Origin of the sequence: Clostridium sp. TW13 (genome assembly GCF_024345225.1) — a bacterium.
Classification (GTDB): Bacteria; Bacillota; Clostridia; order Clostridiales; family Clostridiaceae; genus Inconstantimicrobium; species Inconstantimicrobium mannanitabidum.
The window spans coordinates 2,985,114-3,007,449 of record NZ_BROD01000001.1 but is presented as its reverse complement, the minus strand read 5'-3'; the positions used below and the strand labels follow the sequence as shown (position 1 = coordinate 3,007,449).

Genomic DNA, 22,336 nt, shown 5'->3' with positions numbered 1-22,336 from the left:
GTATTCTTTAGTTTATATGGAAGAGAGGCTCCTTTTTTATTTTTTTAAATAATATTAATAAAGCTAATGGGTTATGTTGACATTATGTATATATATTGATATTGTGTAATTAAATATAAACAATGTTTTGTTTTGTTTACAAATGAGTGGATTTTATATGGATTTGTTTAAATATGGCGAGGCTTAAAAGTGGAAAAAAAATTATGTTAAGGAATATTTATGATAACATTACGATTTCAAGAGGACATTTATACTAATAAAAGTTGTTATTAAAGAAAGTGGTGGAAGGAATATTGATAAAAAATAAGGGGATGTGAATATGAATATAAATAAGATCAATAATTATATTAATAAGTCTAGAAAAATAGAAAACTTATCATCTAAACATGATTTAAACTCTTTAAAGTTAGAGAAAAGGATGATTTCTAAATTAATTGATGAAAATTACAGCATAGGTTCAATTTCAAATATAGATAAAATAGCAAATGGCATGAGCTCAATCTGTTATTATATTTTAACTGATAAAGGAGAATTTATCCTTAAAAATGTTGAGGATAATGGTATGAATAATCCTGATAATGAACCCAAAATTCACGAAGTACTTGCAAATGAAAATATACCTGTATCTAAATTTTATTTAACTAAACAAGGCAAATATATTCTCAATGATGGAGGAAATATATATCATCTTAAAAATTATATAAGAGGTGAGGTATATAAACCTAATACAGCATCAGAATGGCTTATGAGAGATAGTGCAGTTATGCTAGGGAAAATACAAAAAGCCATGGAACAAATAAGTATACTACCAATAGGAATTGGTGAAGGGTATTTTGAGAATATGTCACCTAAAAAATCAATATCAAGTTATCTACAAACATTAAAAATTGCAGAAGCTAAAAATGATATAGATATTATGAAAGATATTCAGTCTAGAGTGGAAATTCTTAATACAATCCCCAAAGAAGATATTAGAGTAATGGACTTAACTTGTAAATCAACTCATGGGGATTATTCTATAAATCAAATAGTTTGTGGACAACAATCCATTAATGGGATTATTGATTTTACATCTGCATGCATACATCCAATTTGTTGGGAAGTTATAAGGTCATTTTCAATTGCAGATAGTGATTGCATAGATGGAACTATAAACATTGAAAATTTAAAAAGATATATACAAAGTTTTTTACGATATGGAGAATTAAATAGTTATGATTTAAAGATGATGCCATATGTGTATTTTTATCAACTCTTATTTCCTAATTATTACAATCAATACTATTCATCAAATAATCCCAATAGGGAGTTACTTCTTAATAATGCTAGATTTTCAACTAAGGTATGCCAATGGTTTGCGTCTAATATAAACAATATATCTGATGAACTTGTAAGATCTTTTTAATGAAAAGCCTAAGAGTAGAAAAAGCTTGAATTGTATTATTTTATTTTTTTAGATTATAAATGTTATATAAGAATATGAGTTAATACGAGGAATATATGGTAAAATATATTAAAGGCATATTTGATAAGGTGGTAAAGACAGGATGATTAAGAAGCCAAGATATAACATATCTAAAGTAGTAATAATCTCTATTTTTTTAAATTTAGTACAAATGGTACTTATAACATTGTTTATTTATTATAAAAATAGAAACCCATACATGCTTGATGGAAACTTTATTGTCTATATTATTGCAATAAGCATAGGTGTTAATAATATAATTACTGGAATTATATTTTATAATATTTTGTTTAAAAAAGGTAGAAATAATTTAATAGATACTATAAAAGATCTTGAGAAATTTAATACAACTTTAAGAACTCAAAGGCATGATTACTTAAATCATATTCAGGTTATTTACTCTTTGATGGAACTTGAAGAGTTTGATGAGGCTAGAAAATATATAGAGCCTGTCTACAAAGACATTGTAAGAGTTAGTAAGGCCTTAAAAACCTCAAAGCCAGCAGTAAATGCACTGCTTCAAGCAAAGCTTCAGATGGCAGAAAAGAATGGGATAGAGATGGAATTAGAAATAAAAAGTGATTTGAGTCAGCTTAGTATGGAAGCATGGGAGTTTTGCAGAGTAGTAGGAAATATAATAGATAATGCAATATTTGCTTTAAAGTTAAAGCCTGATGATAGATATATGCTCGTTGAGTTTATGGAGGATTTAGAGAATATTAGTGTTTATATATCAAATAATGGCAGTGTTATACCTAAAGAAATTATAGGGGAGATATTTAAACAAGGCTTTACTACCAAAGGGGATAAGGGAGATGGTATGGGACTTTCTATAGTCAAAGAAATTGTTGAAAGTTTTTCAGGCACTGTAACAGTTACATCAAACGAGAGAAAGACATGTTTTGCAATAATTTTACCTAAAAAGGGATATAAGGCACATGAAATTAATTAGGTTTATATGCTAGTCTATTTTCAGATGCCTAAATGACATTTCAGCCTCAAAAATGTATTTTTCAGAAGAATTCTATGTATAAGTTTTATTATCAGTATTATTATATCTATATAGTAAGGAGGGAGGTAGAAAATACATGGGACTGCTATCAAATATTACACTTATAACAATTATACTTTTAATTGTAGGCTTTGGTTTAGTACTTTTAGAAATGCATATTCCTGGTTTTGGTGTACCCGGAATTGTAGGTGGAATATGTTTAATATTAGCGGTAGTATTAACAGCTCAAAACTTTGCTCAAGCATTGGTTATGTCATTAGTGATATTAGCTGTGCTAGGCATAATGCTTGGTGTGGTCATAACATTTTTTTCGAAAGGAAGGCTGTTTAAACCACTAATATTGTCAGAAGAGCAAAAGAAGGAACATGGATATATTAGTTCTTCAGATTTAGATTATTTACTTGGGAAAAAAGGAATTACAATTACAGATTTAAGACCATCAGGTTCTGTAGATATAGATGGAGTTAAGTTTGATGTGATTTCAGAGGGAGAGTATATTCCTAGTGGAACTAATGTTGAAATTTTTAAGGTTAATGGAGTAAAGTTGGTAGTGAAAAAATCAAAAATATAAATTATTATGTGAGGAGAGATTAATAATGAATGCTAGTTTAATTATTATTGTTGTAGTAGTGGTACTTATATTATCTTTGTTTGTAACCTTTGTACCACTAGGATTATGGATATCTTCTTTAGCAGCCAATGTTAAAGTAAGTATATTCAATTTAATTGGTATGAGACTAAGAAGAGTTGTACCAGCTAAAATAGTAATTCCACTTATAAAATCAACAAAGGCTGGTATGGGACTAACTGTTAATCAGTTAGAAGCACATTATTTAGCTGGTGGTAATGTAGACAATGTAGTAAATGCATTGATTGCTGCACATAGAGCTGATATAGACTTACAATTTGAAAAAGCAGCTGCTATTGATTTAGCAGGTAGAGATGTTTTAGAAGCAGTTAAAATGAGTGTTAACCCAAGAGTAATTGAAACACCAAATGTTTCAGCAGTCGCAAAGGATGGTATTGAACTTTTAGTTAAGGCTAGAGTTACAGTTAGAGCTAACCTTGAAAGACTTGTTGGTGGTGCAGGAGAGGCAACTATTTTAGCAAGAGTTGGTGAAGGTATAGTAACTACAGTTGGTTCTTCTACTAGTCATAAGATAGTGTTAGAGAATCCAGATGCAATCTCAAAAACAGTATTAAATAAAGGATTAGATGCAGGTACAGCATTTGAGATTTTATCCATTGATATAGCAGACGTAGATGTTGGAAGAAATATAGGAGCTCAACTTCAAACATTACAAGCAGAAGCTGATAAGAATATAGCACAAGCTAAAGCAGAAGAGAGAAGAGCAATGGCTGTAGCTAAGGAACAAGAAATGAGAGCTGCAGTTGTAGAAGCAGAAGCAGAAGTACCAAGAGCAATGGCTTATGCACTTAGAGAAGGTAAACTTGGAATAATGGATTATTATGATATGCAGAATGTTATTGCAGATACAAACATGAGAAGCTCAATTTCTGATGCAGGAAATAAAAATAAGAATATAACTACAGGTGGCTCAGATAGTAAAGACAAAAAATAGGCTTTTGGGAGAGTGAGAGCTATGAACTATAAGGATAATGTTAACTTAGATGATAGTGAGAACAGTAAATTTGGTGAAGAATTTAAAGCAAGTAATATAGAAAATAACGAAACTATTTCTATGAAAGATACAGAGTTATACGAGGAAGAAGCAAACTATGGTAGAAAGCAAAAAGTTTCTTCACAACCTTTAGGGGTAATGGATTCTATTGTACAAGAGTTAACATCAGTTAGGCTCCAGCAAGCCATTATACTTTCAGAAATAGTTGGGAAGCCAAGAAGCAAAACAAGAAGAGCAAGAAGAAAAGGAAGATTATAAGAATTAGGAGAATTCGTTATGGATATAAAAGTGCTTATAGTTGATGATGAACAAGGAATAAGAACTGTAATTAAAAAGATATTGGATAAGTCTGGTGGCTTTCAGGTTATTGCAGATACTGATAATGGAGATGAAGCTATAGGCATATTTAATGAGCACCGCCCTGAGGTGGTGTTCATTGATGTACAAATGCCTGGCTGTAGTGGCATAGAATGTGCCAAAAAGATAGCAGATATAGAACCCAAAACTATAATTATCTTTGCAACAGCTCATCAGGAGTATATGTCTGATGCATTTCAATTATATGCATTTGACTATTTAATCAAGCCATTCAAAATAGATAGGGTAATGCAGACGTTAGATAGAATAAAGAAATTAAATAAGCCTAGTTATAATGATGGAATTGATAAAATCATAAAGCATGAAAAAGGTTTAGATAAACTTATGATAAAAAGTAAGGAAGGTATAAGCTTTATTGATACAAAAGAGATAGTTCTAGTGCAAAGAGAGGAAAATTCTACTGTTATATATACAAGAACAGATAGTTTTATAACATCTATTTCTTTATCTGATATAGAGGAAAAATTGGATCATACTCAGTTTTTCAGAAGTCATAAATCTTATATTATAAATTTATCGTTAATTACTAAAATATATCCATATGGAAGATGGACTTATGTGGTTAAGCTTAAGAATACAGAAAAAGATGCATTATTAACCCATGAAAAATACGAGGAAATAAAGAAATTATTCAGCCTATAATAGTTATTATAGGCTGAATAATTTTATATTAAAGGAGTTTGTTTTACTATGCAGACTGTTGTCTGGATTTTATTTCAGTCTCCTTCTTTTTATTAAAAGGTACAGCTATTAGACCTAACATAGCAATAATTGATGTAATTAAGAAACACTTGTTATAAACTTTGTTTGTTTCATCAGTCTTTATTGTTATTGCTTCATCTAGAATTTTATAAATTTCGTTAGTTTGAGCAGTGAACTTTTCTTCAATAGTTGATTTCATATTTTTTGGAGCATTAGCTAATACTGCATTTTTTTTATTTTGAATTAATTTATTAACCATATCTTTTGAAAAAGTAGTATTTTGACTGTTACCAGAAGAAGTTTTTATTTTATTACATATTTCAGATTTTACTTGGCTTTCAAGGAGTAGATTGCTATTTATTGTATTTACTATTCTATCTTTTGAGTTGCTTATCGCCTGAGTAGTATAGCTAGTGCTTAATGTTGAAACCAAAGCTATGGCTATGCAAGCAGTCAGTTGTCTAAAGCTATTTAATATTCCAGATGCAAGTCCATTCTTATCATTTGAGATTTCCTCAAAAGCACTTTGATATAATGGAGACGTTGCACCAATTCCAAGACCAACTATAATGAAAGCAGTAATAATTACTTTAATATTATTAGAGCCATTCATGAACACAAACATTAAGTCGCCTAAAGCTACAAAAATTACAGCTAATAAAGAAATGATTCTAGCACCAAATTTCTTATATATAATACCGAAAATAGGAGAGATAATAAAAGACACACCGCTTACTATACCTAATAAAAGTCCAGCGTTTAATACTGTATATCCTAATTGATTTTCTAGGTAGAAATTCATTAGATAGGATATTGGCATATAAGCAAAGAAGATTACTCCAATTATTATTATAGAAGAAGTAAAGCTTTTAGTTTTAAATAAGTTAAATTCTATCATTGGATTCTTTGATCTTAATTCGTATATTAGAAATGCAATAATTGAGATTGCTGAAGTTATGATTAGAGAAATTATTTTTGTGCTTCCCCATCCGTAAGAACTCCCTTTAACAAGTAGAAAGGTAAGAGCTCCGATTCCGTAAGCTAATAATATTGAACCCAAAATATCTATTTTCTTTTCTATTGTTCTATCATAACATTCTTTAACATATTTTGATCCAAAGAATAAGGAGATAATAATAAAAGGAATATTTACGTAGAATATTGCTTTGAAACCAAAGACTTCATTCAAAATTCCTCCAATAATAGGACCAGAGGCAGCAGCTATAGAAATTATCATACCTATTGCAATCCCTAACTTTGACATAGCATCTTTTCCAAATAGCTCGATACTTAAAGGAACAGCTAATGGAGCAAGAATTGCAGCACCTATGCCTTGGATAATTCTAAAAATGATAATCATAGAAATGGAAGTAGAAAGTCCACAAAATATTGATGATGAACCAAATACTAAAAGACCAATTAAAAAAAGTTTCTTTCTTCCATAAATATCTGCTATTTTTGAGAAATTTATTAGAAGAGCTGAGAAAGGAATTAAGTAAGCTGTACTTACCCAAGATATTCCTATCATATCTGTTTTGAAATAGTTAGCCATACTTGGCAGTGATACATTAACTATAGTTGAATCTAATACTGTTAAGAAACAAGCTATTCCTAAAGAAATAAATGCTAATACTTTTTGATTTTTATTCATAATTAACCTCCAAAATTTATCGTATAAATATGAAACTAAGTTCATATTCATATAATACAATGGAGAAAATTAAAAGTCAATATATGAAATGAATTTCATATTTGATTGACTTTTATTTTTTTATCTTTTATTATTTAAGTAGGTGATGAAAATGGAAAGAAAGACAAGGATACCAACACAGAAAAGGGCTTTAGAAAAATATGATAAGATATTAGATGCAGCATATAAGCTATTCAATGAAAAAGGATACTATAATACAACTACAGCAGATATATCTAAAGAAGCTAATGTTGCTACAGGTTCTGTATATGCGTATTTTGAAGATAAGAAAGAAATTTATATTAAGGTAATCGAAAGGCTTAATAAAAAAATTACTTATCCTGTTCAGGACTTTTGGTTAGAGAATAAAGACACTCAATTTGATAACGCTATAGTATCAAAAGAATTATTTAAGGAATTTATAAAAATGATGATAGGTTATCATGATTTTTCTAAAATTTTTCATGATGAAATGGAAGCATTAACACTATTAGATCCAGATATTGCTGCAATAAGAAATGAAAATTCTAAATTGCGTAGGGAAAAGATTGAAGATATTTTTAAAAGCTTATCTATACCTTTTAAAGGGGAAGAAGAAAAAAATATATATTTCTATTATTCATTTTTTTTAATAGATGATGTATGTCACAAGATTGTGTTTGATAATGATGTTAAAGATTTGGATTTATATATTGATAAATGTGTCAACATGCTATACTATCTATTGCAAGATTGTAGTAATTATCAAGTGAAACTTGATTCAGGTGGGGTTTGATCCTCATCTGAATCTTAGTTGAACTTATCCAGAAGCGTGCAGCCGTTATCTCCAACTTAAGCAGAAAACCTAAATCTATGATTTAGTGTGAATCGGTTAAGCAGACATCTCAAATCTATGATTTGATGATGGTCGCTTACTCTGTGAGCACTCATCTGACTTTAGGAAGAGGAGTTTCATATAAAGTTGGAGTGTTACGGATGCTAGCTATCGGATAAAAAAGAATCAATATAACCAGAAGTCCACTTGTGGAAATGTTCCAAGTGGACTTCTGTATATTTACAAAAGAAGATATAATTTTATTTTATGTACTTACTTAGTGTATGAGCAATACCATCTTCCTCATTAGACAAGGTTACTTCATTAGCCACTTCTTTTAAGGCATCTACTGCGTTAGCCATAGCAACTCCTATGCCAGCATATTTAACCATTGAAGCATCATTGTGACCATCTCCAAAGGCAATCATTTCTTCTTTCTTATATCCCATAGGAATAAGCACAGTATCTAAGGCTTTAGCCTTATCGATTCCTTTAGCTGTAAATTCGAAGAAGAAATCTGCTGTAAATACACAATTTAAAGTATCTTTAAATGGTTCCATCATTTCTTTGTAATGTGTTTTTAGATATTCAGGAGTTCCTGCAGTTAGAATTTTGTTTAAAGCATAGTCAGCAAAGGCTGCTAAATCATCCTTTTCACATAACTTAAATCTACCATTACGAGATTCATATTGAATTATATTAAAAGGGGAACCTTTATATTGAATTTCATTGTTGAACACATCGTTAATATACATGTATTCTCCTTTATCAATCATAGGTTTAACATCAAATTTTTTCATATGTTCAAGCACAGCTTGTCCTTGTTCTACGCTCATAGTCTCATTAAATAAAACTTTGTTAGTTTCACAATCAACAACTTTGCTACCATTATATGAAACTAAAAGTCCATGATTTTCATTCATTTTTAATTCTTTAGCAAAATTCATCAATCCAGAGGTAGGTCTTCCAGATGCAAGAATTAATATGACACCTGATTTTTGTGCCTGAATTAAGGCATTCTTAGTTTTCTCTGTAATTATTTTTTTATCATTAGTTAATGTACCATCTACATCCATAATAATTACTTTTATGTTACTCATATATCTTACCCCCTTGTGTTTTAGGCCTCTAAAAAGCAAATAGTTTATGTTAGTCTACTATTTGGACTTGTTATTTATTTTTGCATGCCTTTTATTTTATTATATTATATCAATACACCTTTTAGAAATAAACATTGTAGGTGAAGTATGAATAATATCTATCAAAAAGAATGAATTTAGTTGATAATAAATGAAATAAGTCTATCATTTTTTAGAAAACTTATGATTGATAAAAAATTTGACTGTTTCAAAGTTGTTTGTTTATTGTAGAAGAGTATGATATCCTGTAGTTCTAATTAATAAAAACAAATGGAGGAAATGAATTAATGAATAATTTGCCAAATTGTCCAAAATGTAATTCAGAATATACATATGAAGATCAAGGTGTTTTTATTTGCCCAGGATGTGCTCACGAATGGAATGTAGGATTAGAAAATCAAAATAATGAAGATGTTTTAGTTGTTAAAGATGCAAATGGAAATGTTTTAAGTGATGGTGATTCAGTAACAATAATTAAGGATCTTAAAGTAAAGGGCGCTTCATCAGCTTTGAAAAAGGGAACAAAAGTGAAAAATATACGTTTAGTTGATGGAGATCATAATATTGATTGCAAAATTGATGGATTTGGAGCTATGAGTTTAAAATCTGAATTCGTAAAAAAGATATAGACTTATTTAATAATGAATGAGAACCAAGTCTTATATGGAGATGGTTCTCATTTTTATTGTGAAATTATCAAGTGAAACTTGATTCAGGTGGGGGAATCTCCATCTGAATCTTAGTTGAAATTACACATTCAAGGAGCACCTCGTCCAGGAGTGTGTAGCCGTTATCGGATAAAATCGTTTAAACTTAGTGGTTGGCAGATAAATTTAATTTAGTATTATTGGATTTTCTTATATTAATACTTTTAGTAATTTGCTCAAAACTCATGCCATATTTTATAGCAATATCTCTAGCATAACTTTTGCCCAAAGGCTCTCCTTTATATATTTTATAGGATCGTTTTCCGTTTTCAATTCCTGTAACAAGGCTTACAACCTTACTATTTCCAGTTATAGTATTATTAATTATATCAGTTTCTTTTGCTAACTCATGCATATGAGTATTAAACAAAGCTCTGGCTCCAAGATATCTTAATGATTTTACCACATCATTAGCAATATAAATTCCTTCAGTAAAGCTTGTACTAGCTAGAGATTCATTTAATAATATTAGACTGAAACTTGAAGCTTCAGCAAAAATTTCACCGAGTCTTTTTGATTCTTCACCTAATCTTCCAAGTGTAACTGTTTGATTTTCATCTACAGGGAAGTGAGTATATATTGAATCTACAGGACTCATGATACCCTCAGTTCCAGGTACAAAAAGTCCAGCTTGAAATAAAATTTGTGCAAAGGCAATTGCTTCTGTATATACAGTCTTACCTCCTCTGTTTGGACCAGTTAGAATAAATATTCTTCCATCATCATTAAATAGCACATCATTAAGGACTATTTCTTTAGAAGTATCAATTCCTCTTTTTAGTAGCTGTATAACTAAATTAGCATTATAAGTATTTTTTATTTCATTTTTTCTATCTGCTAATGAAAGAACTTGTGGCATGCATACAGGCATCTTATGTTCAGTTAAATAATTATATAATTCAGCAGCTCTTAAATAGAAGGTTATTTCAGGTATAAGAGAAGTAAGAAAATTTGTATTAATGCATGGAAGTTTTTTTAGTGTTTTTGATAAATTCTTCATTACCGGTTTTAAAAGGCTTTCAATATCCTTGCTAAGATGATGCATAAGTGGATGTCTTGGATCATTGCCAAGACGGTGTATTTTTGACATGTTATCCATTATATTTATCATGCCTTGACGATCTAAATAATTTTTCCAAAATCCATTATCTTTGAATTGTGTTTTATTTACAGATACTAAAGTTGCTTCAATAGGATTTAAGTCTCCATCTAAATTAATTCCAAGGGTTAGACTTTTAATCTCGTTAATATCTACACTTAATTCATTTATACTTTTAGAAATTTTTTTGAATTCTTCATTTTCGGCCATAGAACTAATAATATTTTTTAGTTTGCTAAGTCCTTCTGATTTTAATTCTAGACCTTTAAAAGCTTCATTAATTGTTGAAATTATATCAGTATAAGACCCAAGCTTTTTATATTGATTAAAAAATGTCCAAAATGTTACATCCTGCAATATAGAAGCTTCATTATCTATTAATTTTAATCCTTTTAAATTCTCCAATATAGTTTCTAAAGAAGAAAGTAAGGTTTTTGATGAAACAATATCACTGAAAATGTTTTGACGATATTTTATTACTCCCTCATCGTGACAAAGATGAGTGAGAATATATTCAATGTAATCATACTCATCAAATCTGTCTGAAAGTCTTTTGCAAAATCCAGCTATATCCAAACTTTCGATAGTTGAATCATTCAAATTTATTGTCTTAGAAGCGTAAACCTGTTCATTATCAGGCCATAATAAGCTTATATAGTTATCATCCATAATTAATCCCCTCAAAATAATTATTTGCTTATAAGTATTTAGTATTTTGCAAAATTAGATTGCAAAATATATGTTCATTTTATAGCATAGTAAACGTTGTAATTTGTAAGTATCATATTGAGCTAAACTAATAAAATCTCTTATTAAATCTTGGTTTATAAGAGACATCAGTTATATACATATACGCCACCCCTCGTGTATGTTTATGAAATATTATATAATATTTTACATATACAATGGTATTACTACATTTTGCAATTGTCAATATATACAGTAATGCATTTTTCTGGATGAGTTAAGCTTGTATAAAAGCAAAAATTGTTTGAAGTTTCCAATATAAATAAGACTGCTCTTAATTTAACTTTCACATTGTTTATTTATCAAAACAAAATGTAACTATGGGTTGCACAATAGAACTTTAAGGTTGGTGGAATATATATTGAAACTTAACTATACTTGATATATAAGGGGTGGTTAAATATGATACTTGCAGGAAAAATTCAAACATTGAGAAAGCAAAATGGATTTTCACAAGAACAGTTGGCAGAAATGTGTAATGTAACAAGGCAATCAATTTCTAAGTGGGAGGCAGATATTGCACTTCCTGAAACTGATAAGTTGATATTGCTAAGTAAAATTTTTTCTGTCTCTGTCGATGTATTACTGAAAGATGAACTTGAATTAAATTTAGTAAAGGAAGTTCATACTTGTGGAATAGCGCAGAACAGTGATTTGGGTAATGGATTATATGAAGGAGTTTTGATTAAAGAAAGTATTGATGATGAATCTATATTGGACTACATTGAAATTAACAAAGTTGAAATTTGGAAGACAAATGATGTAACAAGATATTGGACAGTAATTTATTTTTCATCAAGTAATCCTAATTTTCCAGAAAAGTTATCTAAGGTTATGATAGCACGTGATGAAGGTGGAAATTGGTTTTGTGATTTTAAGACAGGAAATATAAAAATGATTGTTTTTAGAAATAAGATTTTGAAGTATGAGGTTGGAAACAGGGAACAAAAAGAGAAGGTAATAGAGGAGTGCAGGAAACTTGGTATTCCAGATGAGCAGATGAATTGGAGCGAATAAGATAAAAAGTTTAGATTTATTTTCACTATTTTAATATAATATTAATTATAAAAAGAGATGCGTTGATGTTTGTAATAAGGTAGGTGATCATAAATTTGGAGCGAAGGCAACGAGATATTCTAAATTTAATTTTAAATGCTGAAGAATATATTAATGGAAATGAGTTAGCTAGGTTTTGTAATGTAACAATTCGTACAATAAGAAAAGATATTAGGGAAATTAATAATTCTCTAAAATCCTACAATGTGAAAGTAGACTCTAATATAAAAAAGGGTTATTTTCTTGATAAGAACAGCAAAGATATTTTGAAGAAAAATAATTTTATAAGAAAAGTACTAGATCATGAGTATATAATTGAAACACCTAATTTGCCAGTAGACAGACAAATATATATATTATTGAAGCTAACCATTAAAAAATATATTTACGTAGAGGAGTTATCAGAAGCATTATATGTATCTGTAGCTACTGTAAATAATGATATTACTTCTCTTAATAGGTGGCTAAAGAAAAATCTGAAATTAGGAGTAAGTTATTCTTTAAATGATGGAATTACACTTAAAGCAAATGAAAAAGAAAAAAGAAATATTATCAGCTGGATTTTGGCAAGAAGGATCAATATAAGTACTGTTTCTAAGTATTGGAATTATTTATTTGAAGATAAGGATGTAATTTCAGTCAGCAGAGAAATTTACCATATAGTAGATGCGGAAACTAAAAAACATAATTATTATCTATCAGGACATAGCTCTCAACTTTTATGCTATGAAATATTAGTTGCAATTAAACGTCAAAAATTAGGATTTGCTTTAGATGATTCTGATAGTAAAAATGATATGCTTATGTCAGCGATGATTGCCATACGAAAAAAAGTAGAAGAAAAATTACAGGTTAATCTATCAGAAACAGAGTGGCTCAATTTGCAGCAATATTTTAAATCAAGGCAATTTCTCAAAGGAACAGATATTAAAAATATTGAAACAGAAGAAGCCGTTTGTGTGGTAGAAGAATTTCTAATAACCTTATGTGAAAAATTCAATATAGATTTAAGTTATAATTCAGATAATAAATATAAATTAATTTTATATATAGCACCGATGATAAATCGAATAAAATATAGGCATTGTATATCAAACAGTATAGATGAAAAAGTGGTTAAAAGCCATAAAACAGAGTTTGAAATGGCCAGTGAAATGGTGCATATCATTAAGAAAAAACTGAATTTAGATATTGGGAAGATTGATTTAGCCTATATAACACTTCATTTAGTAACCATGTGTGGCATTTATGATCATAAGCTCAATATTATTATTGTTTGTGATTATGATGAGTCTGTAGTAAGTTTCATTGAAGCTAGAATTAAAAGCTGTTTTGGAGAAAAGCTAGAGCTATTTAGATTTTATGATTATCAAGGATTTATGTATGAAAATGAAGACAATCTAAAAAATGTGGATTTAATAATCACGACTTCAACAATAGCTGATATCACTAACATTCCTTTTATTAGAATAAATCCTGAAGTTGAACAAAATGATATTGATATGATAGCAGAATATTTTAAAAATAGTACAAGGAAATTAATCCTATAGTTCAAGATATAGACTTAGTCTATATCTTGCCTATAGGATTATTGTATTTTTAAGAAGTTAAGTGAGAATTCATTCAGCTTGCGCGCAGTTACATATGAATTGCATTTAAACTTATCAGATAGAATAAAATATTTCACCATTCAAGGTGAAATATTTTAGTTTGTTGAAAGAATAGTAGAGTTATTATAATAAAACTAAAGAAGTACTTGAAGCAGTAACTAATTATATTGTCATGTATTTGCAAATGAAGTTATATTTTAAGTAAATTCTATGTTGATAAATTGCGATACTAACAGTAAAAAACATGTATTTAGGAATGCATAAATGTAAAGTATGATTAAAAAGAGTTATTAAATATGGGAGGAAAAATAATTTGGATGAAGAGAATTTAAGAAAAGTATGTGCTGAAAAAGCTATTGGATATATAAAAAATAATACTGTAATTGGTTTAGGAGCAGGAAGAAATATTGCTTGTTTAATTGAACTCATAAGTAAAGAAATACAACATAATTTGAAAATTAAAATTGTAACACCATCTGATAATACAAGAAGTCTTTGTATCAAGTATGGTGTGGAAGTAGTTCCAACATGTTTTGTAGATGAAATTGATGTTGCTTTTGATGGCTGCGGTGAGGTAGATGAAATGTTTTATGCATCCAAAGGAGGTGGAGGTATATTTTCAAAAGAAAAGTTAATTGCTTCTATGGCAAAGGAATATATTTTACTTATTGATGAAAAGAAATTAACCAAGAAATTGAATTGTAAGTGTCCAATATCATTAGAGATAACTAAGGATTCCTTGGCATATGTAAGCACGATGGTTAGAAGTTTAGGCGGAAATCCTGTAGCCAGAGTAAGTTATAATAAGGATGGATATTTAATTACGGATGATGGAAACCTTTTGTTAGACATAAAATTTGAAGATATAAGAGACTTAAAAAAGTTAAATAATGATTTAAATGAAATCAATGGAGTAATTGCAACATCAATATTTACCAAAGAGGTTACGAAAATAATAGTAGCAGGAGATGCTGGTGTAAGAATTATTTCAAGGACATAAGTTTTTTATAAATACAGTTTATTATACATAAGATATGGAGGAACAAATATGAAATTAGGGATTATTGGAGCAGGAATGATTGTAAAGGAATTTTTGGCAATCACTGAGCATTTGCAGGGGTTAGAGTTAGAAGCTATTTATGGAAGAAAGAGTTCAGAAGAAAAATTGAATCAATTTAAGAAAGAATATAAAATTAATAATATTTTTTATGACTATGATGAATTATTAAGAAGTAACGTAGATACTGTTTATATTGCACTACCTAATAACCTGCATTTTGAATTTGCTAAAAAGGCATTGGAAGCAAATAAGAATGTTATTATTGAAAAGCCTATAACATCAACATATAAGGAATCATTAATATTAAATGATTTGGCTAGGCAAAAAAGCTTATTTATATTTGAAGCAATCACTAATCAATATCTGCCTAATTATAAAAAGATTAAAGAGTTGCTTCCACTTTTGGGAAAGATAAAAGTTGTTCAATGCAATTATTCACAATATTCTAGTAGATATAATAGTTTTAAAGAAGGTAATGTATTGCCTGCATTTAATCCTAATTGTTCTGGTGGGGCTTTAATGGATTTGAATATTTATAATACTCATTATGTAGTTGGATTATTTGGAAAACCTAAAAATATTGAGTATTATCCTAATATTGAAAGAGGAATAGACACATCAGGGGTATTAATCTTAGAGTACGAAACATTTAAATGTGTTTGTATTGGAGCAAAAGACTGTAAAGCACCTATTGCAAATAATATTCAAGGAGATAAAGGATGTATATATCAAGATACTCCAACTAACACTTGTGAAGGGTTTGAATTGTTGTTGAATGATGGAACAAATTCTTTGATTAATGAAAACAAGTATGCACATCGTATGGTTAATGAGTTTATTGAATTTATAGATATAGTAAATAGCAATGATTTAGAGAAATGTTATGGAATGTTGGAGCATAGTTTAATAGTTATTGAAGTTCAAACTATTGCTAGAATGAAAAGTGGAATTATATTTCCAGCAGATAAGAATATCAAGTGAAACTTGATTCAGGTGGGGTTTGCTCCCCATCTGAATCTTAGTTGAACTTATCCAGGAGCGTGCAGCCGTTATCTCCAAATTAAGCAGAGAACCTAAATCTATGATTTAGTGTGAATCGGTTAAGCAGACATCTCAAATCTATGATTTGATGATGGTCGCTTACTCTGTGAGTACTCATCTGACTTTAGGAAGAGGAGTTTCATATAAAGTTGGAGTGTTACGGATGCTAGCTATCGGATAAACTAAATAAGATCAAGTTTGGTTTTATTTTAACATTAGGCATCTAAAAATAGATCAGTATATGGGATATTTTCAGATGCCTTAATATTTGCATATAAGTATTTTTGGCATTATGGTAAAAATAGACTTGGGTTTTTATTGAAATGAAAAAAATGTTGCATCAATATTGAAAATATATTAATATATAAATATAAAACATAATAGTTCAGATGAAAATAGCGGGAGAGCAATGACTATGGCCATTCACCGAAGAAGTAAATCTTTCAGGTACCTATTTAATTAGAGATGACCGCTATTGGATGAATCCTTGGAGAGACTCTTAATGAGCACCGAAGGAGAAAGTCGTAAGACGAAACTCTCAGGTAAAAGGACAAGGGGCAGATAACATATCTTATGAAAGTAATATATTTAGAATTACTTTATTATCTAAATCATATCTAGCTCTGTTTTTATTTACATTCACTGAATACTTATTTAGTCAAAGGTGTTTTTAGGCATCTGAAAGGACATTGGTTTATATACTAGTGTATTTGGACTAGTTATTAATTTTTATATGTCCTGTATGGAATTTTTGCCTATCATATAGTAGTAAAATGGAGCAACTAATAAGATACCTACATAAAATATATTATAGTAGATTTAAAAGTTTACTTTTAGATTTATTAATAGAACTAAAATTTATATTATAGCATGTCTAGAATTTTTTTAATTATTCAAATGCCTTTTGCTCTAAAGTGTCTTTCCAATAAGAATGAAGAATGGTCATGTAGATTTATGAACAGTAACATTCAGAAAGGCGGAATATCTATGTCACAAAATGAAAATTTATCTAGAGGATTAAAAAATCGTCATGTTCAATTACTTGCAATTGGAGGTGCAATTGGTACTGGACTATTCCTTGGTTCAGGAAGATCAATCCACTTAGCAGGGCCATCTATTTTATTTGCTTATATGATAACAGGAATAATATGTTTTTTTGTAATGCGTGCGCTAGGGGAATTATTGCTTTCTAATTTAAATTATCATTCCTTTGTAGACTTCGTATATGATTATCTAGGGGAACGAGCAGCATTTATTACAGGATGGACTTATTGGTTCTGCTGGATTTCACTTGCCATGGCAGATGTAACTGCAGCTGGACTTTATATACAATATTGGTTTCCTAGTATACCTCAATGGCTTCCAAGTCTTATAGTTCTTATAATTTTATTAATTATGAACCTTACAGCAGTAAAACTATTTGGTGAAATGGAATTCTGGTTTGCTTTAATAAAAGTGGTTGCAATTTTAGCACTAATTATAATTGGTACATTTATGATTATAAAAGGATTTTCAACTAATGCTGGTGCATCTAGCTTTACAAACCTTTGGAGACATGGTGGTTTGTTCCCAAATGGTATGAGTGGGTTTATTCTTTCATTCCAAATGGTTGTATTTGCGTTTACTGGAATTGAGTTAGTTGGATTAACAGCTGGTGAAACTGAGAATCCAGAGCAGGTTATTCCAAAGGCTATTAATAGTATTCCAATTAGAATTATAATTTTCTATGTTGGAGCACTTTTGGTAATTATGAGCATATATCCATGGAATTCAATTAACCCAGATAAAAGCCCATTTGTTCAGGTATTTGCTACAGTAGGTATTGCAGCTGCAGCAAGTATTGTAAATTTTGTTGTATTAACTTCAGCAGCTTCAGCTTGTAACAGTGGTATCTTTAGTACAAGCCGTATGGTTTATTCTCTTGCTAAAGAAGGAAATGCACCTGAATCAATGAAGAATTTAACCTCGACTCAAGTACCTTTTAATGCTACAATATTCTCTGCAATTGTTATTTTGATTTCAGTCATTTTAAATTATATTATGCCAAAGGGTGTATTTGTACTTATTACGAGTATATCAACATTTTGCTTTATCTTTATTTGGGCGATTATAGTTATATGTCATTTAAGATATCGTAAAGTTAATCCAGAGCTTGCTGCTAAGAACAAATTTAAAATGCCACTTTATCCTATGATTAACTATATAATTTTAGCATTTTTTGCATTTGTTATAGTTACATTGGCTCTTAATAATGAAACTCGTGTAGCTTTGTTTGTAACACCTGTGTGGTTTATAATGCTTTGGGGAATTCATAAGTTACTTAAATCAAAATGATTCTTGTTATTTAATAATTAAATTTCAGGATGAGGTTAGGAAAAAATAAATATGAAAAAGTTAAATAAAGCAATATTAGTAACAACTAAGATATCACTTTTATTAATATTATTGGTATCGTTGAATACTAATCCTTTTACTTCTTCAACAGATATTGCACTGGGAAGACAAGCACATTCTGAAGCTACACTATATGGAAGTAAACTTGAATTGGTTACATCAAAAGTTTCAGTGTTTGGAGCTGTTTCTAGCAATACTAGCAGATATCCCAGCATATCAGGAAGAGTTATATATCATAGTTATAAGTCATATGGAGATGGAAATAGTAAGTTATATATTCTTAATTTAGGAAGTAAAACTTTAACTTGTATAAGTTCTTTGTGGACAAATGTTTATGATGTTATGAATGCTGTTTGGTCTGCAGATGGGAAAAAGATAGTGTTTATGGGGCGCGATAGATTAAATAGTAATTGGGAGTTATATTCTTATACTATTGGAGCTAAAGGGAATCCGATAAATATTACTAATTCTTCTCGCAACAGGGATGAAGATCCTAAATTTTATCCGGGCAGTAACAACAAGATAGTATTTAAATCCACTTATGGTGGGGTATATTACATAAAAAGCATGGATATAACTACTAGAGTTACAAAAACTATTTATGCAAGTACTTCTATGGAATGTTCAATGCCGTATTACTCTGCTGATGGATCTAATATATACTTTTCCGGGTTAGTTAACGGAAAAACAGATATATATATAATTTCTGCATCTGGAGGGAATCCGGTAAAAGTATCAGGGTGTGCTGACTCAGGGATTAAAGAATATTATCCAGTAACAAAGGATCGTACAGGATTTTTTTATACAAGACCTGCTCCAAATGACATGATATATTTTAAAAATACTCAGACTAATGCTAACCCAGTACGTATGCCATTTAATGTTTCAAACTCTGATAATTCAGATGTTTGTATTGTAAATTCGAAGTATACAATAATTTCTAGCAATAGAAATGGTGGATTAGGTGCTTATGATTTGTATATATGTGATAATACAACAGGTAAGGCATGGTCATTAAATGTTTATAAAAATGGAGTTAATACATCGAACAATGAATTAGGTTCTGCCTATACTCCAACAATAAAGTAATAAAAGTTAAACCCTAGATTAATTAAATTAGTCTGGGGTTTTTAATTGTTTCTAAATTATGAAATATTAAATATATAGGTTAAGGTTGTAAGTTTGTTGTATAATTTATATATAATTACAAACCAAATGGGAGCAAGGTGGATTAAATGAAAAAATATAAGCGAATCATAAAGAAAAGATTATTTTTATCAATTATTACTTCACCAATAGTTATATTGGTATATGGAATTTCAATGTATGAATTATATACATTATGTAAGTTTGGAAAAATGCAAAATAATATAAAAATATTATTTATATGTATGTTGTTCTTTTTAGCTTGTATCATATTTTTTATAGTTAAAGCTATAATAATTAAAAAAACCACACCAGATTCACAAAAAATTATAGAGAACTATGAAGTTGATAATAGTGGTATAAATATTCAAGAAGGTGAGCAGTCTAGAGTTGAATTCCAAGATATTAAATCATTTAAAGTAAACAAAAAATATAGTTTTATAGTACTTAGTAATAAAGCTATATTAATTTTAGATACGAAAAATAAAACGTCTGAAGAAATAGGACTGATGAGGGAGACACTAAAGACTAATGTTGAATATCATGGGATTTATAAAGAAGTTTGGACTTATGTAGCAATAATACTAATAGTGTTTATTTCATTATTTTATGGTGGCAAAATATATAAGAGTGCAATCAATTATAATGGAAAGCTTTCATGGGTTTTAGGTGACTTAAAAAACAAAAAAACTTTAAAATTTGAGCATAATAATATATATGAGCAAGGAATAGAAGGTATTTTTACAGATATAAACAAAGAAATCACTATGCCTAAAGATTTATATATTTCTGATAATTTTACCCTTAATTTTGATTCTAATGGCATAATTACATCTTTTGATACTTATCTTTACGGAAAAAATGATAAAGGAAAGCTTCAAAGTTATTTAATTACTTATAATAGAGAGAAGTCAGCGGATATAACAGTTATTTTAAATGGTTATGTAAATGCTAAATATAACGAAGATAAGCGTCTAAAGCCTTTAATTGATACAGTAAAAGTTATTTCAGTTAAGCAAACAGTTAGTAAATGGCATGAAAATAAGTATGGCATTCTTTATTATGGTATGAGGAGTTTTGGAAACAATACAGATGGAATTGTATATGTTAATTCAAATGGAACTACAAAACCAGCTACTAAAGCATCAGAAGAAATAAAAGGGTATGCTGTATCTGTATTTGTACCAGGTAAAGAAAATACAGATATTCCTGTTAGGTATATACTTTCAGAAAGCTTAGAGAATATTAGACCAAAGGAATTTAAAGATGTTTCAAAAAAGTCTTCTGATAATGCAAATGAATTTTATATATCAAATAAAGTTGGATATCGTTTAGATGTAGCTGCATCAGCTGCTGGCAGTAAATCTTATTCATTAAATAAAACTTCAGATGGAGGAATAACGTGGAACGCTATAAATGATGATCCATTCTGTGGAAGTACTGGAGAGGCTTCTGGAATAAGTTTTTTAAATGATAAACTTGGTTTCATATGTATATCTCGTAATGGTGGCAAAGAAGGAATGTTATACCGAACAGAAGATGGTGGTTTATCATATAAAAAGGTAGACTTTCCTAAAATAGATGTAAAGTTAGACAATGGACAAAAAAGTGATCCTTTTGATTTGCCGGAAATTCCTAATGAGAAGGATGGAAAGCTTAATGTATTAATAGGACAAGGACTTGATGGCGATTATAATGGTGCCTGCAAGGCGTTGTATCAATCAAAAGATCAAGGACGAACTTGGGAATACGTAAAGGAAGTTAAGTAAAATGTATATATAGAAATTATACTAACAAAGTAAGAGATGTATAGAAGTGATTGCTAATTAAATAATGTTATAAAAAGTCCTCCTTTTGAAAGAATATAATTAAGTACTACTTTTGAAAGGAGGTTTTTTCGTGAATAAAGAGCAACTTACATATTATAAGGATAAACTTATGGAAGAAAAAAAGAGAGTTACTAATCTTATTGATCAACTAAAGGATAATGAAATGACTAGATTTAATGCTGAGGTTGCTAGCGAATTATCATTTTATGATAATCATCCTGCGGATATAGCTACTGAGACCTTTGAGGTTGAGATGGGCAGAGCACTTGAAGCAAATGAATCATCAATGTTAGATGAAATAAATGACTCATTAAGATCTATAGATGATGGAAGTTATGGTAAGTGTAAAACATGTGGAAAGGATATAGACAAAGAAAGATTGGATGCTCTACCTTATGCAAAAAATTGTATTCATTGCCAGGATGCTATTAGTGAAGTAAAAACATATGATTCCAAGCATAGAGTGCCAGAAGAAAGTGTACTTAAACCTCTTGGATATGGATTCACTCACTATGATAAAGATGATATAGAATTTGATGCAGAAGATACTTATCAATCAGTGCAAGTTTTCAATAATAATAAGAATGAAGATGGATATTATGACGAAGAAAATGATTATGTTGAGGAGATTGAAAAAATAAGTAATGAACAATATAAGAATCAATTACCTTAAGTGAATTATTTTAAAGGTTAATTCCTGAATTTTAATAGACTATGGCATGGGGTGTTTTTAGTTTATATAATTAATTACAATGAAAAGGAGCTGCCACATTAAGAAGTTTATATGCAATATATTGTTTAGTA

The 22,336-nt window shown here is 29.3% G+C and carries 19 protein-coding genes and 1 riboswitch; of the genes, 16 read left to right on the top strand and 3 right to left on the bottom strand.

Features of this window, described 5'->3' with window-relative positions:
* The first annotated feature begins 319 nt into the window (after window positions 1–319).
* From OCU47_RS14195 to OCU47_RS14170, 6 genes are all read left to right on the top strand, one after another.
* Window positions 320–1,405 carry a phosphotransferase gene (locus OCU47_RS14195; RefSeq protein ID WP_261829262.1) on the top strand — a complete coding sequence of 362 codons (1,086 nt, stop codon included), beginning with the start codon at window positions 320–322 and terminating at the stop codon, window positions 1,403–1,405.
* A gap of 142 nt (window positions 1,406–1,547) precedes the next feature.
* Window positions 1,548–2,417, top strand: a complete 870-nt coding sequence (locus tag OCU47_RS14190) for a sensor histidine kinase (protein ID WP_261829261.1) — start codon at window positions 1,548–1,550, stop codon at window positions 2,415–2,417.
* 136 nt (window positions 2,418–2,553) lie between these two features.
* The gene (locus tag OCU47_RS14185) at window positions 2,554–3,048 is read left to right on the top strand and encodes an NfeD family protein (RefSeq protein WP_261829260.1); all 495 of its coding nucleotides are present in this window, start codon (window positions 2,554–2,556) and stop codon (window positions 3,046–3,048) included.
* Between the two features lie 25 nt (window positions 3,049–3,073).
* A complete protein-coding gene (gene floA, locus OCU47_RS14180) occupies window positions 3,074–4,060 on the top strand; it encodes a flotillin-like protein FloA (RefSeq protein ID WP_261829259.1) in 987 nt (328 codons plus the stop codon).
* A gap of 21 nt (window positions 4,061–4,081) precedes the next feature.
* Window positions 4,082–4,378 (top strand): hypothetical protein, encoded by a 297-nt coding sequence (locus OCU47_RS14175; RefSeq protein ID WP_261829258.1) that lies wholly within the window; start codon window positions 4,082–4,084, stop codon window positions 4,376–4,378.
* Window positions 4,379–4,396: 18 nt separating this feature from the next.
* Entirely contained in the window at window positions 4,397–5,140 is a 744-nt protein-coding gene (locus OCU47_RS14170; protein WP_261829257.1) for a LytR/AlgR family response regulator transcription factor, read from the top strand.
* 46 nt (window positions 5,141–5,186) lie between these two features.
* Here the strand turns inward: OCU47_RS14170 and OCU47_RS14165 are convergent, their stop codons facing one another.
* Window positions 5,187–6,851, bottom strand: a complete 1,665-nt coding sequence (locus OCU47_RS14165) for an MFS transporter (RefSeq protein ID WP_261829256.1) — start codon at window positions 6,849–6,851, stop codon at window positions 5,187–5,189.
* A gap of 151 nt (window positions 6,852–7,002) precedes the next feature.
* Between OCU47_RS14165 and OCU47_RS14160 the strand changes: the two genes are divergently transcribed.
* Entirely contained in the window at window positions 7,003–7,665 is a 663-nt protein-coding gene (locus tag OCU47_RS14160; protein ID WP_261829255.1) for a TetR/AcrR family transcriptional regulator, read from the top strand.
* 299 nt (window positions 7,666–7,964) lie between these two features.
* Here the strand turns inward: OCU47_RS14160 and OCU47_RS14155 are convergent, their stop codons facing one another.
* Complete coding sequence (locus OCU47_RS14155) at window positions 7,965–8,804, bottom strand: Cof-type HAD-IIB family hydrolase (protein ID WP_261829254.1); 840 nt, start codon at window positions 8,802–8,804, stop codon at window positions 7,965–7,967.
* Between the two features lie 326 nt (window positions 8,805–9,130).
* Here OCU47_RS14155 and OCU47_RS14150 point away from each other — a divergent pair, with 326 nt between their 5' ends.
* Complete coding sequence (locus OCU47_RS14150; RefSeq protein WP_261829253.1) at window positions 9,131–9,472, top strand: zinc ribbon domain-containing protein YjdM; 342 nt, start codon at window positions 9,131–9,133, stop codon at window positions 9,470–9,472.
* A gap of 184 nt (window positions 9,473–9,656) precedes the next feature.
* Here the strand turns inward: OCU47_RS14150 and OCU47_RS14145 are convergent, their stop codons facing one another.
* Window positions 9,657–11,318, bottom strand: coding sequence for a MutS-related protein (locus tag OCU47_RS14145; protein WP_261829252.1), 1,662 nt, complete (start codon window positions 11,316–11,318; stop codon window positions 9,657–9,659).
* A 480-nt stretch (window positions 11,319–11,798) separates the two neighbouring features.
* On the opposite strand from OCU47_RS14145, the gene OCU47_RS14140 reads away from it, so the two are divergent.
* From OCU47_RS14140 to OCU47_RS14105, 8 genes are all read left to right on the top strand, one after another.
* Entirely contained in the window at window positions 11,799–12,413 is a 615-nt protein-coding gene (locus OCU47_RS14140) for a helix-turn-helix domain-containing protein (protein ID WP_261829251.1), read from the top strand.
* A gap of 95 nt (window positions 12,414–12,508) precedes the next feature.
* Window positions 12,509–14,002 (top strand): BglG family transcription antiterminator, encoded by a 1,494-nt coding sequence (locus OCU47_RS14135; RefSeq protein WP_261829250.1) that lies wholly within the window; start codon window positions 12,509–12,511, stop codon window positions 14,000–14,002.
* Window positions 14,003–14,375: 373 nt separating this feature from the next.
* Window positions 14,376–15,062, top strand: coding sequence for a ribose 5-phosphate isomerase A (rpiA, locus tag OCU47_RS14130; protein ID WP_261829249.1), 687 nt, complete (start codon window positions 14,376–14,378; stop codon window positions 15,060–15,062).
* A 48-nt stretch (window positions 15,063–15,110) separates the two neighbouring features.
* Window positions 15,111–16,103 (top strand): Gfo/Idh/MocA family protein, encoded by a 993-nt coding sequence (locus OCU47_RS14125; RefSeq protein WP_261829248.1) that lies wholly within the window; start codon window positions 15,111–15,113, stop codon window positions 16,101–16,103.
* Between the two features lie 537 nt (window positions 16,104–16,640).
* A riboswitch (glycine riboswitch) is annotated at window positions 16,641–16,727 on the top strand.
* A 423-nt stretch (window positions 16,728–17,150) separates the two neighbouring features.
* Window positions 17,151–18,497 carry an amino acid permease gene (locus tag OCU47_RS14120; RefSeq protein ID WP_261829247.1) on the top strand — a complete coding sequence of 449 codons (1,347 nt, stop codon included), beginning with the start codon at window positions 17,151–17,153 and terminating at the stop codon, window positions 18,495–18,497.
* Window positions 18,498–18,548: 51 nt separating this feature from the next.
* Window positions 18,549–19,646 (top strand): TolB family protein, encoded by a 1,098-nt coding sequence (locus OCU47_RS14115; protein ID WP_261829246.1) that lies wholly within the window; start codon window positions 18,549–18,551, stop codon window positions 19,644–19,646.
* 146 nt (window positions 19,647–19,792) lie between these two features.
* Window positions 19,793–21,472: a WD40/YVTN/BNR-like repeat-containing protein gene (locus OCU47_RS14110; RefSeq protein WP_261829245.1), complete on the top strand. Its 1,680-nt coding sequence runs from the start codon at window positions 19,793–19,795 to the stop codon at window positions 21,470–21,472.
* Window positions 21,473–21,602: 130 nt separating this feature from the next.
* Complete coding sequence (locus OCU47_RS14105) at window positions 21,603–22,205, top strand: TraR/DksA C4-type zinc finger protein (protein WP_261829244.1); 603 nt, start codon at window positions 21,603–21,605, stop codon at window positions 22,203–22,205.
* Window positions 22,206–22,336: the final 131 nt, after the last annotated feature.

Coding starts and splice junctions, on each gene's coding strand:
- OCU47_RS14195 (WP_261829262.1), top strand. CDS start 320: ATGAATATAAATAAGATCAATAATTATATTAATAAGTCTAGAAAAATA.
- OCU47_RS14190 (WP_261829261.1), top strand. CDS start 1,548: ATGATTAAGAAGCCAAGATATAACATATCTAAAGTAGTAATAATCTCT.
- OCU47_RS14185 (WP_261829260.1), top strand. CDS start 2,554: ATGGGACTGCTATCAAATATTACACTTATAACAATTATACTTTTAATT.
- floA (WP_261829259.1), top strand. CDS start 3,074: ATGAATGCTAGTTTAATTATTATTGTTGTAGTAGTGGTACTTATATTA.
- OCU47_RS14175 (WP_261829258.1), top strand. CDS start 4,082: ATGAACTATAAGGATAATGTTAACTTAGATGATAGTGAGAACAGTAAA.
- OCU47_RS14170 (WP_261829257.1), top strand. CDS start 4,397: ATGGATATAAAAGTGCTTATAGTTGATGATGAACAAGGAATAAGAACT.
- OCU47_RS14165 (WP_261829256.1), bottom strand. CDS start 6,851: ATGAATAAAAATCAAAAAGTATTAGCATTTATTTCTTTAGGAATAGCT.
- OCU47_RS14160 (WP_261829255.1), top strand. CDS start 7,003: ATGGAAAGAAAGACAAGGATACCAACACAGAAAAGGGCTTTAGAAAAA.
- OCU47_RS14155 (WP_261829254.1), bottom strand. CDS start 8,804: ATGAGTAACATAAAAGTAATTATTATGGATGTAGATGGTACATTAACT.
- OCU47_RS14150 (WP_261829253.1), top strand. CDS start 9,131: ATGAATAATTTGCCAAATTGTCCAAAATGTAATTCAGAATATACATAT.
- OCU47_RS14145 (WP_261829252.1), bottom strand. CDS start 11,318: ATGGATGATAACTATATAAGCTTATTATGGCCTGATAATGAACAGGTT.
- OCU47_RS14140 (WP_261829251.1), top strand. CDS start 11,799: ATGATACTTGCAGGAAAAATTCAAACATTGAGAAAGCAAAATGGATTT.
- OCU47_RS14125 (WP_261829248.1), top strand. CDS start 15,111: ATGAAATTAGGGATTATTGGAGCAGGAATGATTGTAAAGGAATTTTTG.
- OCU47_RS14120 (WP_261829247.1), top strand. CDS start 17,151: ATGTCACAAAATGAAAATTTATCTAGAGGATTAAAAAATCGTCATGTT.
- OCU47_RS14115 (WP_261829246.1), top strand. CDS start 18,549: ATGAAAAAGTTAAATAAAGCAATATTAGTAACAACTAAGATATCACTT.
- OCU47_RS14110 (WP_261829245.1), top strand. CDS start 19,793: ATGAAAAAATATAAGCGAATCATAAAGAAAAGATTATTTTTATCAATT.